Annotated in this window: 16 protein-coding genes and 1 pseudogene; 10 read left to right on the forward strand and 7 right to left on the reverse strand. The window is 71.5% G+C overall.

Going from position 1 to position 15,466, the window contains the following annotated elements:
* Nucleotides 1–73 precede the first annotated feature (73 nt).
* Nucleotides 74–331: a DUF7218 family protein gene (locus tag ABEA10_RS48075; protein WP_345475404.1), complete on the forward strand. Its 258-nt coding sequence runs from the start codon at nucleotides 74–76 to the stop codon at nucleotides 329–331.
* Between the two features lie 30 nt (nucleotides 332–361).
* Here the strand turns inward: ABEA10_RS48075 and ABEA10_RS48080 are convergent, their stop codons facing one another.
* Together ABEA10_RS48080 and ABEA10_RS48085 are read right to left on the reverse strand one after the other, a co-directional pair.
* Nucleotides 362–718: a hypothetical protein gene (locus ABEA10_RS48080; RefSeq protein WP_345475405.1), complete on the reverse strand. Its 357-nt coding sequence runs from the start codon at nucleotides 716–718 to the stop codon at nucleotides 362–364.
* Nucleotides 709–1,722: an SDR family oxidoreductase gene (locus tag ABEA10_RS48085; protein ID WP_345475406.1), complete on the reverse strand. Its 1,014-nt coding sequence runs from the start codon at nucleotides 1,720–1,722 to the stop codon at nucleotides 709–711. Before ABEA10_RS48085 ends, ABEA10_RS48080 begins: the two co-directional genes overlap by 10 nt.
* A 196-nt stretch (nucleotides 1,723–1,918) precedes the next feature.
* Here ABEA10_RS48085 and ABEA10_RS48090 point away from each other — a divergent pair, with 196 nt between their 5' ends.
* The 6 genes from ABEA10_RS48090 (at nucleotide 1,919) to ABEA10_RS48115 (ending at nucleotide 5,648) form a co-directional block, all read left to right on the forward strand.
* A complete protein-coding gene (locus ABEA10_RS48090) occupies nucleotides 1,919–2,545 on the forward strand; it encodes a glyoxalase (RefSeq protein ID WP_345475407.1) in 627 nt (208 codons plus the stop codon).
* A gap of 63 nt (nucleotides 2,546–2,608) precedes the next feature.
* Entirely contained in the window at nucleotides 2,609–3,049 is a 441-nt protein-coding gene (locus tag ABEA10_RS48095; RefSeq protein WP_345475408.1) for an iron chaperone, read from the forward strand.
* 37 nt (nucleotides 3,050–3,086) lie between these two features.
* Nucleotides 3,087–3,533, forward strand: coding sequence for a helix-turn-helix transcriptional regulator (locus tag ABEA10_RS48100; protein ID WP_345475409.1), 447 nt, complete (start codon nucleotides 3,087–3,089; stop codon nucleotides 3,531–3,533).
* Nucleotides 3,534–3,538: 5 nt separating this feature from the next.
* Nucleotides 3,539–3,949, forward strand: a complete 411-nt coding sequence (locus tag ABEA10_RS48105) for a VOC family protein (RefSeq protein ID WP_329254000.1) — start codon at nucleotides 3,539–3,541, stop codon at nucleotides 3,947–3,949.
* Between the two features lie 154 nt (nucleotides 3,950–4,103).
* Nucleotides 4,104–4,607 (forward strand): mycothiol transferase, encoded by a 504-nt coding sequence (locus ABEA10_RS48110; RefSeq protein ID WP_345475410.1) that lies wholly within the window; start codon nucleotides 4,104–4,106, stop codon nucleotides 4,605–4,607.
* A gap of 192 nt (nucleotides 4,608–4,799) precedes the next feature.
* The gene (locus tag ABEA10_RS48115; RefSeq protein WP_345475412.1) at nucleotides 4,800–5,648 is read left to right on the forward strand and encodes a chitosanase; all 849 of its coding nucleotides are present in this window, start codon (nucleotides 4,800–4,802) and stop codon (nucleotides 5,646–5,648) included.
* 185 nt (nucleotides 5,649–5,833) lie between these two features.
* On the opposite strand, the gene ABEA10_RS48120 is transcribed toward ABEA10_RS48115, so the two are convergent.
* Together ABEA10_RS48120 and ABEA10_RS48125 are read right to left on the reverse strand one after the other, a co-directional pair.
* Nucleotides 5,834–7,243: an MFS transporter gene (locus ABEA10_RS48120; protein WP_345475413.1), complete on the reverse strand. Its 1,410-nt coding sequence runs from the start codon at nucleotides 7,241–7,243 to the stop codon at nucleotides 5,834–5,836.
* A gap of 62 nt (nucleotides 7,244–7,305) precedes the next feature.
* A complete protein-coding gene (locus ABEA10_RS48125; protein ID WP_345475414.1) occupies nucleotides 7,306–9,294 on the reverse strand; it encodes a transglycosylase domain-containing protein in 1,989 nt (662 codons plus the stop codon).
* 120 nt (nucleotides 9,295–9,414) lie between these two features.
* Here ABEA10_RS48125 and ABEA10_RS48130 point away from each other — a divergent pair, with 120 nt between their 5' ends.
* The 3 genes from ABEA10_RS48130 to ABEA10_RS48140 all read left to right on the forward strand — a co-directional run bounded on the left by ABEA10_RS48130 (nucleotide 9,415) and on the right by ABEA10_RS48140 (nucleotide 12,071).
* On the forward strand, nucleotides 9,415–10,089 hold the full coding sequence (locus ABEA10_RS48130) for a response regulator (RefSeq protein ID WP_345475415.1): 675 nt from the start codon (nucleotides 9,415–9,417) through the stop codon (nucleotides 10,087–10,089).
* Between the two features lie 75 nt (nucleotides 10,090–10,164).
* Nucleotides 10,165–11,568 carry an ATP-binding protein gene (locus tag ABEA10_RS48135; RefSeq protein WP_345475416.1) on the forward strand — a complete coding sequence of 468 codons (1,404 nt, stop codon included), beginning with the start codon at nucleotides 10,165–10,167 and terminating at the stop codon, nucleotides 11,566–11,568.
* Entirely contained in the window at nucleotides 11,565–12,071 is a 507-nt protein-coding gene (locus tag ABEA10_RS48140) for a hypothetical protein (RefSeq protein WP_345475418.1), read from the forward strand. Before ABEA10_RS48135 ends, ABEA10_RS48140 begins: the two co-directional genes overlap by 4 nt.
* 72 nt (nucleotides 12,072–12,143) lie before the next feature.
* Here the strand turns inward: ABEA10_RS48140 and ABEA10_RS48145 are convergent.
* From ABEA10_RS48145 to ABEA10_RS48155, 3 genes and pseudogenes are all read right to left on the reverse strand, one after another.
* Nucleotides 12,144–12,597: pseudogene (locus ABEA10_RS48145) on the reverse strand (ATP-binding cassette domain-containing protein); the annotation flags it as partial.
* A gap of 47 nt (nucleotides 12,598–12,644) precedes the next feature.
* Nucleotides 12,645–13,649 carry a C-terminal binding protein gene (locus tag ABEA10_RS48150; RefSeq protein ID WP_345475419.1) on the reverse strand — a complete coding sequence of 335 codons (1,005 nt, stop codon included), beginning with the start codon at nucleotides 13,647–13,649 and terminating at the stop codon, nucleotides 12,645–12,647.
* Nucleotides 13,636–15,426, reverse strand: coding sequence for an IlvD/Edd family dehydratase (locus ABEA10_RS48155; RefSeq protein ID WP_345475420.1), 1,791 nt, complete (start codon nucleotides 15,424–15,426; stop codon nucleotides 13,636–13,638). The genes ABEA10_RS48150 and ABEA10_RS48155 overlap by 14 nt, the downstream gene beginning before the upstream one ends.
* Between the last annotated feature and the right edge of the window lie 40 nt (nucleotides 15,427–15,466).

Below are 15,466 nucleotides of genomic sequence, written 5' to 3' on the forward strand. Positions count from 1 at the left end.
CCTCGTGCGCAGGTGTGAAACGCGCAGGGTGGGTAGGCGATCGGTAACGGCCGATCGTGAAAGGAGCACATCGATGCCGAGAGCACAGATCAAGGACGAGAAGACCTACCAGAAGCTCCGTGAGAAGGGCGAGAGCAAGGAGAAGGCCGCCCGGATCGCCAACGCGTCGGCGGGCAGCTCACGCAAGTCGGTCGGCAAGAAGGGCGGCAAGAGCCCGTCGTACGACGAGTGGAATAAGGACGACCTGGTCAAACGCGCCCGGGAGATCGGCGTCAAGGGCCGGTCGACGATGACCAAGGCCCAGCTCGTCAAGGCCCTGCGCAACCACTAGGAGACGCCGGCCGACGGGGGCTCCGGTCGACTAGGAGACACCGGTCGACGTGAGGCGGGCGCGGGTCAGGCCGCCGGTGGCGAAGACCACCGCGCCCGTACCGTCGACCAGGGCCGCCCGCCGCCAGGCCGGCAGGAGCGCCACCGCGCCTGCGCACGTCGCCGCGTGGAGCAGATCCACCGCCGCGCCCGCGCGGGCGAGGGCGCGCGTGGGGTGGGCCAGCTCCACCCCGGCCTGCAGGAGATGGCGGGTGCCGAGCACGCGCAGCACCCACGTCTGGGACCGCGTCGCCGGACGGCCCGTGAGCGTGTGCAGAACCAGGTCCGGCACGGTCACGAGCAGCCCGCCCCACGCGAGTCGCGCCGCGGCCAGGCCCCTCACCGGCACCGGCCCCGCAGCAGGCCCAGGCCGGCCAGGCCCAGCCCCGCGACCGCGGCCGTCGCCACGGCCACCCGGTACCGGCTCGCCCACATCTGGTAGCTGCGCGGATGTGCCTGGTCGTCGAAGCTTCCGTGTGCGCCGTAGTCGTGGCCGTCCTTGCCGTCGGCGGGCTTCCACAGGTTGGCCGGCTGGTGCGGGTCGCGCGGCTGGTCGGTCTGCTGGGAGTCGAACCCCGTACGGGCGAGGTAGCGGTCCAGCAGGCCCGGGGCGACCCGGTTCGCGAGCAGGGTCGCCACGGTGCTCCCGCCGATCCAGTACTCCCGCCGCGCCGGATGGTCCGCGGCGTACACCAGCGCCCGCGCGGCCACCTCCGGCTGGTAGATCGGGGGCACCGGCTGGGCGTGGTTCGGCAGCCGCGACTCCACCCAGTCGAACTGCGGGGTGTTGACCCCCGGCATGTGCACGATGGTCGTGCGCACGTTCGTGCCCCGGTGCAGCAGCTCGGTGCGCAGCGACTCGTAGAAGCCCTGGATGGCGTGCTTGGCGCCGCAGTACGCCGACTGAAGCGGGATGCCGCGTTTGGCCAGAGCCGACCCGGTCTGCACGATCGTGCCGTGGTCGCGCGGCAGCATCAGGTCGAGCGCGACCTTCGTGCCGTGCACGAAGCCGAGGTAGGTGACCTCGGTGGTCCGCTTGAACTCCGCCGGTTCGATGTCGACGAACTCGGAGAACACCGAGCTGAACGCCACGTTCACCCACACGTCGATGGGGCCCAGCACGGCCTCCGCGCGCTCGGCGGCGGCGCGTACCTGGTCGTAGTCGGCCACGTCCGTGGGAATGGCCAGGGCCTCACCGCCGGCCGCGCGCACGTCCTCGGCCGCCGCGTTCAGACCGGTCTCACCCCGCGCCAGCAGCGCGACCTTGTCGCCCCGTGCGCCGAACGCACGGGCCGCCGCCCGGCCGATCCCTCCACTCGCACCGGTCACCACCACGACACGACTGCCGCCCATCGAACTCCCCCTCGGTCGCTTACCTTCCGTCCACGAGCAGCGCTACCCAGCATCGCCGACGCCATGCCGGTGGCCCGTGGAGCGGCGGCGTGCGCGGAGCGACCGGTGGCCGGAACGGTCACGAACCGGTCAGGAGTCACGAACCGGTCAGGATTCAAGAAGCGCACCTCACCGGGCCGTTCCTAGCCTGATCTTCATGAACTCCATCGAATCCGTCACCCTCGAGGTGGCCGACCCCACCGCCGCCGACCGCTTCTACACCGAAGCCCTCGGCCTGGACACCCGGATCCGCCTGCGCGCCTCGGAGGCGCCGACGACCGGCTTCCGCGGGTTCACGCTGTCGGTCACGGTCTCCCAGCCGGCCGACGTCAGCGCCCTCATCGACGCCGCACTCGACGCCGGCGCCTCGGTGCTGAAGCCGGTCACGAAGTCGTTCTGGGGCCACGGCGGCGTCGTGCGAGCCCCGGACGGGGCGATCTGGAAGGTCGCCACCTCGGCGAAGAAGGACACCGGCCCGGCCACCGGAAAGATCGACTCCGTCGTGCTCCTGCTGGGGGTCGCGGACATGGCCGCGAGCAAGCGCTTCTACCTGGAGCACGGTCTGACCGTGGCGAAGAGCTTCGGCCGCAAGTACGTCGAGTTCGACACCGGGTCGAGCCCCGTCAAGCTGGCGCTCTACGGGCGCCGGGCCCTCGCCAAGGACGCCGGCGTCTCGCCCGACGGCACCGGATCGCACCGGCTCGTCATCAACGGCGACGACACGCCGTTCACCGACCCGGACGGGTTCGCGTGGGAGCCGGCGGCGAAGACCGCAGCGCTTTAAACCGGGCAAAACTCACTGTTCATCACATAGGGTCACCACAGTCACATTGAGGGGAAAGTCGGCATGAGCAGCACGTACGAGGGATTCACGGCCGAGGAGCGGGCCGCGATGAAGGACCACGCCCAGGAGATGAAGAAGGCGTCGCGCCGCGGCTCGCACGCGGACAAGGCGGCGGAGGCCGAGCGGGACGTGCTCGCGAAGATCGCCGAGATGCAGGAGTCGGACCGGATCATGGCCGAGCGCGTCCACGCCGTCATCACGGACTGCGCGCCGGACCTGGCGCCGAAGCTCTGGTACGGGATGCCGGCCTACGCGCTGAACGGCAAGATCATCTGCCACTTCCAGCCCGCGGCGAAGTTCAAGGCGCGCTACGCGACGCTCGGGTTCAGCGACCAGGCGAACCTGGACGAGGGCACCATGTGGGCGGCCGGCTTCGCCCTGACCGAGGTGACGCCCGAGGTGGAAACGCGGATCGCCGCGCTCGTGAAGCAGGCGTTGAGCTGAGGCCCGCTCTCACGGACATCGGTGAAGGGAACGTCTCATGTGTCACCCCTCGTGGGGCCGCGCACTCGCCGAGGAGCAGCGACTGGGCGACCTCGCGCGCCTGCGCCGCGTCAAGGACCGGATCGACCGGGAGTACGCGCAGCCGCTGGACGTCGAGGCCCTGGCCCGCGGCGCGCACATGTCGGCCGGGCACCTCAGCCGCCGCTTCCGGATCGCCTACGGTGAGTCGCCGTACTCCTATCTGATGACGCGGCGCATCGAGCGCGCGATGGCGCTGCTGCGCCGTGGCGACCTCAGCGTCACCGAGGTCTGTTTCGCGGTCGGGTGCGCGTCGCTGGGCACCTTCAGCACGCGCTTCACCGAGTTGGTCGGTGTGTCGCCCAGCGTCTACCGGCGCCAGGCGATGGAGGCGACCGAGGAGATGCCGTCGTGCGTGGCGAAACAGGTGACCCGGCCGGTCAGGAGCCGAGAATGGCTAGCGTGAGCAGCATGGACATCACGATTCACACCTGTGCCCTGCCGCACGACGACCCGGAGGCCTCGCTGGCCTTCTATCGCGACACCCTCGGCTTCGAGGTCCGCAGCGACGTCGGAAAGGGCAGGATGCGCTGGATCACGGTCGGCCCCAGGGACCAGCCCGGCACGTCCATCCTCCTGGCGCCGCCGGCCGCCGACCCCGGCATCACCGACGACGAGCGCCGCACCATCGCCGAGATGATGGCCAAGGGCACCTACGGGTGGATCCTGCTGGCCACCCACGACCTCGACGGCACCTTCGAACGGGTGCAGGCCGGCGACGCCGAGGTCGTCCAGGAGCCGACCGAGCAGCCGTACGGGGTGCGCGACTGCGCCTTCCGCGACCCCGCGGGCAACATGGTCCGCATCCAGGAGCTGCGCTGAGCCGTCCGGCGGGTCCTGACGCCGGGGACGGTTCCGCCGCCCCACCCGCGCCCCGGCGTCGCGTCCGAGCCTGGCATCCTCGAAACGAGCGGACCGATGACGGCCCCGGCCGACCGGAGGACGCCGCGGCCGGGCGAGGAAGGGAGCCAAGCCGATGAACAGCGCGGAACTGCTGACCGACGCCTTCGAACGCGTTCGCGAGACCGTGCACGAGGTCGTGGACGGCCTGTCCCCGGATCGGCTCGCCACGCGGCCGACCGACGACTCCAACTCCATCGCGTGGCTCGTCTGGCACCTGACACGCGTCCAGGACGACCACGTCGCCGACGTCGCGGGCGTCGAGCAGGTGTGGACCGCCGGCGGGTGGGCCGAGCGGTTCGGCCTGCCGCTGCCGCCGTCCGACACCGGGTACGGCCACGACGCACGGGCCGTCGACGCCGTCCGTGTCGAGTCGGGCGAGCTCCTCACCGGCTACTACGACGCCGTGCACGAGCAGACCCTGCGGTACGTCGCCGGGCTGAAGGACGCCGACCTCGACCGTGTGGTGGACGAGGCGTGGGACCCGCCGGTGACGCTGGGCGTACGGCTCGTGAGCGTGATCAACGACGACACGCAGCACGCCGGCCAGGCCGCATTCCTGCGCGGTCTCATTATTTAGCTCGTTTTTCGCCCTGTTGACTTGGGGAGTCTACTTTCTGTTATAAGTACGTTCCTAACTGAATCGTTGACACGGGCCGAAATTCATGCTTTTATCCCAGCGCCTACCAGGAAGGCCATTAACGAATCGCGCAGCCTTCGTCACGCGCCGCCAGCGCCATTCGCCCCGCCCCCCGGACCGACAGGATCATTCTTGACACGGATATCCGCTCGATGGACGATCCCCGCCCTCGTCGTCCTCCTCGCCGGCGGCGTGCCCGCACTCGTGGCCTTCACCGGTGACGGGCATGCGTCCGGAACGCCGGCCGTGCTCTCCGGACGGGCGACGGCCGTCGACCTGACCGATCCGCACGAGAAGGACATCGCCATGCAGGTGGTCTCCAGCGCGGAGAACTCCTCGCTCGACTGGCGGGCGCAGTACAAGTACATCGAGGACATCGGCGACGGGCGCGGCTACACCGCCGGCATCATCGGCTTCTGTTCCGGCACCGGCGACATGCTCGAGACCGTCCAGGCCTACACCGACGCCGAGCCGGGCAACGTCCTCGCCAAGTACCTGCCGGCGCTGCGCGCGGTGAACGGCACCGACTCCCACGAGGGACTCGACCCGGGCTTCCCCGCCGACTGGCGCGAGGCGGCGGCCGACCCGGCGTTCCAGCGGGCGCAGGACGACGAGCGCGACTCGGTGTACTTCGACCCCGCCGTACGGCAGGCGAAGAACGACGGCCTGCGGGCGCTCGGGCAGTTCATCTACTACGACGCCATGGTCATGCACGGCCCGGGAGACGACGCCGACAGCTTCGGCGGGATCCGCGCCGCCGCCCTGGCGAAGGCCAAGCCTCCGGCGCAGGGCGGCGGCGAGGTCGCCTATCTCAACGCGTTCCTCGACGCACGGAAGGCCGCGATGAAACGCGAGGAGGCGCACAGCGACACCAGCCGCGTCGACACCGAGCAGCGCGTCTTCCTGAACGACGGAAACCTCGACTTCACCCCGCCGCTCACCTGGAAGGTGTACGGCGACGGCTACACCATCAGCGAATAGCAGAACTCCGGCGGGCGGACGCGGATCCCGACCGCGCCCGCCCGCCGGTTCACGACCGAGCGAAGCAAGGGAATCAAAGACGCTTCCTTGTGGTCGCCCTCCCCGGCGGAGGAGGGCTCATGACCGAGCGAAGCGAGGGAATCAAAGACGCGCCCTTGTGGTCACCCTCCCCGACGAAGGAGGGCTCATGACCTCGCCCGGCCCGGCAGCAGCTGGACGAGCGCGGTCGCGGCGAGGCAGCAGGCGCCCGCCGTGGCGAGGCCGGCGACGAACGCGGCCGAGAAACGGGCCGTGCCGAGGACGTCGTAGAAGACGACACCGACGACGGCGACGCCGATCGCACCGCCGGACTGCAGCGCGGTGGAGATCACCCCGGCGGCGGAGGCGGCGTGCCGCGCCTCGACACCGTTCAGCGCGGTCGCGGGAAGCGGTGACATGACCAGGCCCATGCCGCAGCCGGCGAGAAGCAGCCCGGGGATGAGCCAGCCGATCCCGCCGCCGGTCGCCCCCGCGACGAGGGCCAGCAGCCCGTACCCGAGAGCCATGGTCAGCGCGCCGACGGCGATGACCTGACGGCCGAGCCGGGCCGCGACCTGGACCGCCCGTGCGGAGGAGACGAAGTAGCCGGCGCCGAGCGCCAGGAAGATCAGGCCCGACTCCAGCGGGGACAGCCCGCGGCCCTGCTGGAGGTAGAGCGCGAGGATCAGGAAGAACGAGGCGACCGCCATCTGGCTGAGGACCGCGATCATGGCACCCACGCTGAACGCCCGGTGCCGGAACAGCCCGAGGTGGATCAGCGCGCGCTCACCGGCACGCCGCTGGTACACGGCGAAGCCGGCGAGGACGAACGGCGCCGCCGCCAGGGACAGCCAGGTCCACAGCGGCCAGCCCTCCTGGCGGCCCTCGACGAGCGGCAGCACGATCAGGACCAGCCCGGCGGTGACGAGAAGGGCGCCCCGCACGTCGAGCCGGGCCTTGGGCGCCCGTGACTCCGGCACCAGGCGCATCGCCGCCGGCACCGCCACGAGCCCCACCGGGACGTTGATCAGGAAGACGCTGCGCCAGCCGAGCCCGGCGATGTCGGCCTTGATGAGCAGGCCGCCGATGAGCTGGCCGAACACTCCGCCGAACCCCATCGCCAGCCCGTACGCGTTGAAGGCCCGCGCCCGGCGCTCGCCGGTGTAGACGGTGCCCACGATGCCGAGCACCTGCGGCATGAGCATCGCCGCCGCCGCGCCCTGCGCGACGCGCGCCGCGACGAGGAACCCGGCGCTCGGCGCGAGCCCGCACGCGAGCGAGGCGAGGGTGAACAGGCTCAGCCCGAGCGTGTACATCCGGCGCCGGCCGTACAGGTCGCCGAGCCGTCCTCCGGTGATCAGCCCGGAGGCCAGCGCGAGCCCGAAGCCGGCAACGATGAACTGGATGGTGGCCGGCCCGGCGTGCAGGTCCCGCTGGGTGGCCGGGATCGCGACGTTGACGATGAAGAAGTCGAGGGTGGTGACGAAGGTCCCGGTGAGCAGGACGAGCAGCGTGCCCCATCCGGGTACGGCGCGAGCGTGGTCCCGCGCCGGTCTTTCGATGATCGCGGTGGTCATGCCGTAAGGTTCGCCGCCGCGAGGTCACCCGGTCGATTACCTCTCAGGTAAGCCGGAACGTCTCACTTCGACGCCCCGGGCAGCGGGGTCTTGGCCGCCGTCGCCCGGTCCGTCGGCCGGCCGGCCGCCCCGGCGCTCGCCTTGGCCTTCGCCGCGGCCTTCTTCTGCTGCGCGGTCTGTCGCGGCGGTGCCGGGGACGCCGGTGCGGGCGGCGGGGTGCTCGGCGTCGGCGTCGGCGTCGGCGGGGCGAATCTCCGGGTCGATCCCACCCAGGCGGGCCCCGGGAGGGGCCGGACCGGCAGCCCGGACTCGGCGCTCTCGGTGACGGACCGCCAGATCTCGGCCGGTACGTCCGCGCTGCTCCGCTGGGGCGCGTCGCCGATGTTGACCACCGGCCGGTTGCTGGCCCGGTAGACGACGACCGCGGTCGAGATGTCCGGCGTGTAACCGCAGAACCAGCCCGCCGCGTTGTGGTCCGTGGTGCCGATCGTGCCCGCCGCCGGTCGGCCCGGCACGACCTGACGGGGTCCCTTCTTGCCGTCGTACAGCAGCGCCATCTGCAGGGCGAACGTGACGTCGGCGGCGACCGCCGGCGGGAACGCCGCGCGCGTGCGCGGCCGTACAGTGAGCAGCGCCTTTCCCGACCGGTCCGTCACCTTGGCGAGGATGTGCGGCGCGGCGTAGGTGCCGTTCACCAGTGCGGCGTACGCCGCCGCCTGGTCGACGGCGTGCACCCCCGACGGCGGAAGGCGGCCGGGCAGGCCGGCACGCGTCGCTCCGGACGCCCCCACCTTCGCGCCGAGCCGGGAGAAGACGGTGGCGTAGGAGCGGGTGGTCGCGGTGAGCAGGTCGGCGGAGGCGACCTGAGCGTCACCGTCGTTGACCACCGAGCCGGCCGGGGTCGCGGCGAACGTGCTGCGCAGCCCGATCCCGGCGCGCAGGCCGGTCGCCAGGACGAAGGGCGAGAAGGACGAGCCCGGTGGCAGCGCGGCGAGGAAGGCGTTGTCGTACTGGTGGGTGAGGTAGTCGCGGCCACCGTAGGCGGCGAGGATCTCGCCGGTGCCGGGCCTTACCGAGGCCACGCCGACCTCCAAATCCCGGTCGGTGCCGGTGGCGCGGGCGACCTCCTCCGGCAGCGCCGCCTGGGTCCGCGGGTCGATGGTGGTGGTCACGCGCAGGCCGCGCCGGTAGATCTGGTCGTCGTCGAAGCCGTGGTCGTGCAGTTCGGCGATGACGCGTTCAATGAGGTAGCCCCGCTGGCCGGCGTACATCGGCTCCGTGTGCGCCGGGGCGATGCTCGGGAACGCGGGCAACGGCCCTCTGGGCAGCACGCCCGTGCTCATCATCCCGTTGATCACGTAGCGCCAGCGCGCCCGGGTCTCCGCCGTGTGCCCGAGCGCCGGGTCGAGGTAGGAGGGTGCCTGGATCAGCCCGGCGAGCAGGGCGCCCTCGGCGGGGGTCAGCGCACCGGCGTTCTTGCGGAAGTAGGCCTGCGAGGCGGCCTGGATCCCGTACGCGCCCCGGCCGAAGTACACCGTGTTGAGGTACTGCTCCAGGATCCAGTCCTTGGACCGGGCGCGGCTGAGCTTGACCGCGATGAACAGCTCCTTCACCTTGCGGGACATCGTCTGTTCGGGGTTGAGGTAGGCCACCTTGACGTACTGCTGGGTGATGCCGGAACCGCCCTGAGTGTCCCCGCCGGAGACCGCCGCCCAGCTCGCCCGCGCCAGCCCGCTCGGTGAGACGACCGGGTCGTGGTAGAAACCGCGCTCCTCGGCGGCGAGTACGGCGCCGCGCACGTACGGCGGCACGTCCCGCAGCGGCACGGCCACCCGGTTCAGCTGCCCGACCTGGGCCAGCGTGGAGCCGTCGCGGTAGGTGAACGTGCTCGACTGGGCCCGCGCGGCGGCGTTGACCGGCGGCAGCTTGGTCCGTGAGTACATGATGCCCACCGCCACGCACAGGGCCCCGAAGCCGAAGGCCAGGACGTACAGCCCGCGCCGGACCAGCCGCCACCGCCGGCGGCCCTTCGGAAGTCGTCGTCGTCCCATGTCGATCAAGCCTTGGCGCGAGACGTCCGGCCGGCGTCGCAACGGCGTCACGCTTTCCGGAAAATGTCCGGGTTTTGTGACGTACGGCCGAGGGCCCGGCGGTCACCCGATAATGGGGCGATGGCCGCGATTCTTCTCGTCGAGGACGACCCCTCGGTCCGTACGGGCCTGGAGCTCGCCCTCACCCGCCAGGGGCACTCGGTCACCGCGTGCGCGACCGGCGAGGAGGGCCTGGAGCACGCGCGGGCACGCCGGCCGGAGATCGTCATCCTGGACGTGATGCTGCCCGGCGTCGACGGGTTCGAGGTCTGCCGCCGCGTCCGGCGGACCGACCAGATGCCGATCATCTTGCTGACCGCCCGCAGCGACAACCTCGACGTGGTCATCGGACTGGAGGCGGGCGCGGACGACTATGTGATCAAGCCCGTCGAGCCCGCCGTGCTGGACGCCCGCATCCGCGCCGTCCTGCGGCGGGCCGTGGGCGGCGCCGGCGACCGGTCCACCTACGGCGACCTCGTCATCGACCGCGGTGCGCTGCGGGTTTCGCGGGCGGGCGCGGACGTGAACCTGACCCCGACCGAGCTGCGGTTGCTGCTCGAACTGACCCGCCACCCGGGACAGGTGCTCAGCCGGCGGCACCTGCTGCGGGAGGTGTGGGACCACGGGTACGCCGGCGACTCGCGGCTCGTCGACGCCACCGTGCAGCGGCTCCGCGCCAAGGTCGAGGCGGACGCCTCCGCACCCGCGTTCATCCAGACGGTCCGCGGGTTCGGCTACCGGTTCGTCGCCTCGTGATCACCGGGGGACGCTCGTGATCACCGGACTGCGGGGGCGGATGTTCGCCTCCCTGCTCATCCAGACGGTCCGCGCATGCGCCTACCGGTTGGCGGCCTCATGATCACCGGACTGCGAGGGCGGATGTTCGCCTCGTTCATCGTCGCGTGCCTGGCCTCGACCGCGTTCGTGGCCGGCATCGGTTACGTCCTGGTCCGCCGGGCCGTCCTGCAGCGGGCCCAGGACGCCGTGCTCGTGGAGACCCGGGACACGCTCGCCCGCGTCGTGCCCGGCACGCTCGCCGACCCGGTGCCGGACGACACGCTGCGCGACGTCGCCCAGGCCCTCGTACGGCCCGACCGCGCCGTGGTCGTCACCGCCGGCGATGACACGGTGAGCGCCGGGGAGTTCGGCGTCCAGGACGTGCCGCCGTCGCTCGTCAGCCGGGCGGAGGACGGCCTGTACTTCCAGCGCGTCGAGCTACGCCGCGCTCCGTGGCTGGTGGTCGCCACCCGCGTCTACACCGCCGGCCGAGGGTCCTCCCCGCTGTCGGTGTACGTGTTCGCCTCGCTCGCCAAAGAGCGTGCCGACCTCGACGGCATCCAGCGGGCGCTCATTCGCGCGGGCGCCCTCACGCTCCTGCTGGCGCTGGTCCTGGCCGTGCTGCTCGGGCAGAGCGTGCTCCGGCCGCTCCGCCGCCTCGGCCGGGCCGCCCGTGCCCTCGGCACCGGTGACCTCGGCGCGCGCGTCGAGGTGCGCGGCCGCGACGAGCTCGCCGACGTCGCCCGCGCGTTCAACGAGAGCGCCGCGTCCCTGGAGTTCACCGTGCACGAGCTGCGCCGGTTGGAGGCGGGCGCGCGGCGGTTCGCCGCCGACGTGTCGCACGAGCTGCGCACCCCCATCGCGGCGATGACCGCCGTCACGGACGTGCTGGAGGAGGACGCCGCGGCCCTGCCGGCCGACACCGGCACGGCGGCCCGGCTCATCGCCGGCCAGACCCGGCGGCTGAACGCGCTCGTGGAGGACCTGCTGGAGATCAGCCGGATGGACGCCGGCACGGCGCAACTCGTCCTGGACGAGGTGCCGCTCGCCGACCTGGTCCGCGAGTGCGTGACGACGCGCGGCTGGGCCGACCAGGTCGTCGTCGAGGTGCCGCCGGACCTGCGAGTCCGCCTGGACCCCCGCCGCTTCGACGTCATCCTCGCCAACCTGATCGGCAACGGGCTGTCGCACGGAGCGCCGCCGGTGCGCGTCATCGCCCGGTCCGGCCCGCCCAGAGTGGAGGTACGCGTGATCGACCAGGGCAAGGGCATCCCCGAGGAGCTGCTGCCGAAGGTGTTCGGCCGGTTCTTCAAGGCGGACCCGGCCCGTCCCGCGGGCCAGGGCAGCGGCCTCGGCCTCGCCATCGCACAGGCCAACGCGGCCCTGCACGGCGGCGGCATCGAAGCCGCCAACGCGCCGGGCTGCGGCGCCGTCTTCACCGTGTGGATTCCCGCGTGAGGCGCCTGGTCGCGGGCCTGCTGACGCTCCCGCTGCTGGCGGGCTGCGGCGTGCGCCCCACCGGGGTCGTGTACGCGGGTGAGCCCCCGGTCGCCACCGCCTCGGCGTCGTCGCGGTCCCAGGTTTTCTTCCTGCTCCGCGGGTTCCCGATCCCGGTCGGCCGCGCGGTCAGCCCCTGGGACGCCCAGCAGGTCTTCGACGAACTGCTGCGCGGGCCCACCTCGGCCGAGCGCGCGAAGGGCCTGACCACGGAGCTGACCGGGGTCAAGCAGATCACGGTCCGCGACCTCGGCGGCCGGGCGCTCTTCATCGAGACGGTGCCGCCCATGCCCAAGCTCCTGGGGCCGGCGTACACGCAGATCTACTGCACCGGGCTCATGCTGCCCGAACGACCTTCGGTGAAGCTGGCCCTGGCGGACGCCGCGGGTTACCCGAGCCCCGACTGCTCCGATGCGGCGGGCTCACCCGGCGGCGCGGCTCCGATGCCCTCGCCCACGGAGTGACGCCTGAAGTGCCCGGAAACGACAAACCCGGTGACCGTTTGGTGCATCTTCTCCCTACTCGGCCCGCATGCGGCGGTCGTGGGTCACGAGCACGAGCGCGCCCTCGTAGCCGGCCAGCGCCTCCTCCAGCTCCTCGACGAGGGCGGGAGACAGGTGGTTGGTGGGTTCGTCGAGGAGGAGGAGTTCGGGCAGGGAGGCGAGCGTGACGGCGAGTGCGAGCCGGGAGCGTTCGCCGCCGGAGAGGGTGCCGAGGCGTCGCCGCCGGTCGAGTGAGGGCAGGCCGAGTCCGTGGAGGGCGGCGTCGACGCGAGGCGTCGGCTCCGTACCCGTCGCGGGCCTCGTACTGTTCGGTCGGCCGCGCGCACTCGGCGAGGGCGAAGTCGACGGCATCCTGGACGCCGGCCTCAGGGGACGGCGGGAGGGTCTGGGGGAGGTAGCCGACGCCGCCGGGGGCGGCGACGGTCACTTCACCGGTGTCGGGCTGTTGCTTGTCGGCGAGCAGACGCAGCAGGGTGGACTTGCCGGCGGCAACCGCTTAACGCGGCACTTGTTTCGCCTCCGCGAGGGGGGCGCTCATGACGTGCTGGTCACGTCGTTGACCGGTGAGCGTGCCGGTTGCCCGGTCAGGACCCGTACGGCCTCTTCGGCGGCGATGCGCCGCACCGATGCGATGGCCTCTTCGGAGTAGTAGGCGGCGTGGGGCGTGATGACCACGTTGGGGAGCGTGAAGAGGGGGTTGCTCGGACGCCAGTCGCGCTGTTTCGCGGGTTCCTCCTCGATGTCGTCCAGCGCCGCGCCGGCGATCCACCCTTCGGTGAGTGCCTGGTAGATCGCCGTGTCCTGCACGATGGGTCCGCGTGCGGTGTTGATGAGGATGGCGGTCGGCTTCATCCTGCGGAGCGTCGCGCGGTCGAAGGTGTGGTGTGTCTGTGGGGTGAGCGGCGACTGGATCACCAGGTAGTCGGCGCCCTCCACGAGCTCGTCGAAGGACACCGGCCGCACCTGGCGCGAGCGGATCTCCGATTCGTCGAGGAACGGGTCGTGCGCCCAGACCTCGACGCCGAACGCCTGGGCGCGTTCGGCGATGAGCCGTGCGATGGCGCCGAAGGACAGCAGGCCGAACACCCGTCCCCGCAGCCGCCAGATCGGCCGTCCGGTCTTCCAGTGCCATTCGCCCAGCCGGGTCGCCCGGTCGTACTCGCAGATCTTGCGGGCGGCGGCGAGCCAGAGTGAGACGGCGTGATCGGCGACCTCGTCGGCGCACCAGTCGTTCGGGGCGTTCGTGACCTGGATGCCCCGTCGGGTCGCGGCGTCGACGTCGACGATGTCCACGCCCGTGCCGTAGCGAGCGATCACCCGGCAACGGGTGAACGCGTCGATGGCGCGGGCGCCGACCCGCGCGTACTGGGTCAGGACGCCGTCGACGTCACGGCCCTTCTCGATCACCTCGTCCTCGCTCTTGCACTGGGCGGCGAGGAGCTTCAACCCGGCGCCCTCGATGATCTCGCGTTCGATGTCCACGTCGCCGAAGTCGAAGTCGGCGATCAGGACCGTTCCTTCGGGGTCAGTGCGAGTCACGCGGAATCCCTTTGGTGTGTACGAGGTCCTGGTACGACACGGCGAGCTCCAGACAACCTCCGCTGTCCAGCTGCCCGACCGTGGAGCGGTAGATCTCCTGCCACGGTGTCTGGTTCTCCAGTGCGGGAGGTGTGTACTCGGCCCACCGCGCGGCGATCTCCTCGTCCGGCAGGAGGACGTCGACACGGGCGTTGTCCAGGTCGACGCGGATCCGGTCGCCGGTGCGCAGGATGGCGAGGTTGCCGCCGACGGCGGCCTCGGGGCTGGCGTTGAGGATGGACGGTGCGTCCGACGTGCCGCTCTGCCGGCCGTCACCGAGCGTGGGCAGCGCGTTGACGCCCCGCTGGATCAGCGCGGCGGGCACCTCCATGTTCACCACCTCGGCCGATCCCGGATAGCCGATCGGCCCGGTGTAGCGGATGACGAGAATGCAGTCCTGGTCGATGCCCAGCTCCGGATCCTCGATATGGGCGTGGTAGTCCTCGGGCCCGTCGAAGACGATGGCGCGAAGCTCGAACACCGGCGGATCGCCGGGGCGCGGCAGATAGCGGGCCCGGAAGTCGTCGGTGATGACCGAGGTCTTCATGACCGCGGAGTCGAACAGGTTGCCGGACATGACGAGAAGCCCGCCCCGCGCCGCGACAGGGTCATGGCAGGGCCGGATGACCTGCGGGTCGGCGGGCGGGACGCCGTCGAGGTTCTCGGCCAGGGTACGGCCCGAGACCGTCATGGCGTCGCCGTGCAGGTGCCCCGCCGCCAGCAGCGACCGCAGGACCGCGGGGACGCCGCCGGCGCGGTAGAAATCCTCGCCGAGGAACTCCCCCGCCGGGGCGAGGTTCACCAGCACCGGGATGTCGGATCCGACCCGCTGCCAGTCGTGGTTGGACAGTGGCACCCCGACATGACGCGCGATGGCGTTGATGTGGATGGGCACGTTGGTCGACGCGGCGATGGCCGACGCGCAGACGATCGCGTTCTCGAAGGCCTGCCGGGTCATGACCTTGCGCGGTGTCAGGTCCTCGCGCACCATGGCCACCACCCGGTGGCCCGTGTCGTAGGCCATCTGCGCCCGCTCGCGGTACGGGGCCGGGATCGCCGCACAGCCGGGCAGGGACATCCCCAGGGCCTCGGCCAGACTGTTCATCGACAGCGCGGTGCCCATCGTGTTGCAGTGCCCGATGCTGGGCGCGGAGGCGGCCACGCGCGCCATGTACTCGTCATAGTCGATCTGCCCGCCGGCGAGGAGCCGCTTCGACTGCCAGATCACCAGCCCCGAGCCCGTCCGCATGCCGTCGTGGTAGCCGTTGAGCATCGGCCCTCCGGACAGGACGATCGCCGGGATGTTCACCGTCGCCGCCGCGGTCAGGCACGCGGGCGTGGTCTTGTCGCAGCCGGTCGTCAGCACCACTCCGTCGAGCGGATATCCGTAGAGCACCTCGACCAGCCCGAGGTAGGCCAGGTTGCGGTCCAGCGCCGCGGTGGGGCGCTTGCCGGTCTCCTGCAGCGGATGGACGGGGAACTCGAACGGGATGCCACCACCGTCGCGGATGCCGTCCTTGACCCGGTCGGCGAGGGCGAGATGGTGCCGGTTGCACGGAACCAGGTCATTGCCGGTCTGGGCGATGCCGATGATCGGCCGGCCCGACTGGAGTTCGGCCGGGGTGAGGCCGTAGTTGAGGAAGCGCTCGAGGTACAGAGCCGTCATCTCCGGATTGCCCGCGTTGTCCCACCAGGCCTGGCTCCGCAGGCCCCCCGTGGTGCGCTTCGTCGGTGGCATGAAGTGCTCTCCTGGCCGGCCTACCCGAGTCCCTACGGCG

It is taken from the genome of Actinoallomurus oryzae, from assembly GCF_039541955.1.
Taxonomy (GTDB): Bacteria; Actinomycetota; Actinomycetes; order Streptosporangiales; family Streptosporangiaceae; genus Actinoallomurus; species Actinoallomurus oryzae.

What these genes read in the sequence shown, in the direction of transcription:
- ABEA10_RS48155 (WP_345475420.1), bottom strand. Translation starts at nt 15,426, where the DNA reads ATGCCACCGACGAAGCGCACCACGGGGGGCCTGCGGAGCCAGGCCTGG.
- ABEA10_RS48110 (WP_345475410.1), top strand. Translation starts at nt 4,104, where the DNA reads ATGAACAGCGCGGAACTGCTGACCGACGCCTTCGAACGCGTTCGCGAG.
- ABEA10_RS48125 (WP_345475414.1), bottom strand. Translation starts at nt 9,294, where the DNA reads ATGGGACGACGACGACTTCCGAAGGGCCGCCGGCGGTGGCGGCTGGTC.
- ABEA10_RS48100 (WP_345475409.1), top strand. Translation starts at nt 3,087, where the DNA reads ATGTGTCACCCCTCGTGGGGCCGCGCACTCGCCGAGGAGCAGCGACTG.
- ABEA10_RS48090 (WP_345475407.1), top strand. Translation starts at nt 1,919, where the DNA reads ATGAACTCCATCGAATCCGTCACCCTCGAGGTGGCCGACCCCACCGCC.
- ABEA10_RS48135 (WP_345475416.1), top strand. Translation starts at nt 10,165, where the DNA reads ATGCGCCTACCGGTTGGCGGCCTCATGATCACCGGACTGCGAGGGCGG.
- ABEA10_RS48105 (WP_329254000.1), top strand. Translation starts at nt 3,539, where the DNA reads ATGGACATCACGATTCACACCTGTGCCCTGCCGCACGACGACCCGGAG.
- ABEA10_RS48120 (WP_345475413.1), bottom strand. Translation starts at nt 7,243, where the DNA reads ATGACCACCGCGATCATCGAAAGACCGGCGCGGGACCACGCTCGCGCC.
- ABEA10_RS48085 (WP_345475406.1), bottom strand. Translation starts at nt 1,722, where the DNA reads ATGGGCGGCAGTCGTGTCGTGGTGGTGACCGGTGCGAGTGGAGGGATC.
- ABEA10_RS48075 (WP_345475404.1), top strand. Translation starts at nt 74, where the DNA reads ATGCCGAGAGCACAGATCAAGGACGAGAAGACCTACCAGAAGCTCCGT.
- ABEA10_RS48095 (WP_345475408.1), top strand. Translation starts at nt 2,609, where the DNA reads ATGAGCAGCACGTACGAGGGATTCACGGCCGAGGAGCGGGCCGCGATG.
- ABEA10_RS48130 (WP_345475415.1), top strand. Translation starts at nt 9,415, where the DNA reads ATGGCCGCGATTCTTCTCGTCGAGGACGACCCCTCGGTCCGTACGGGC.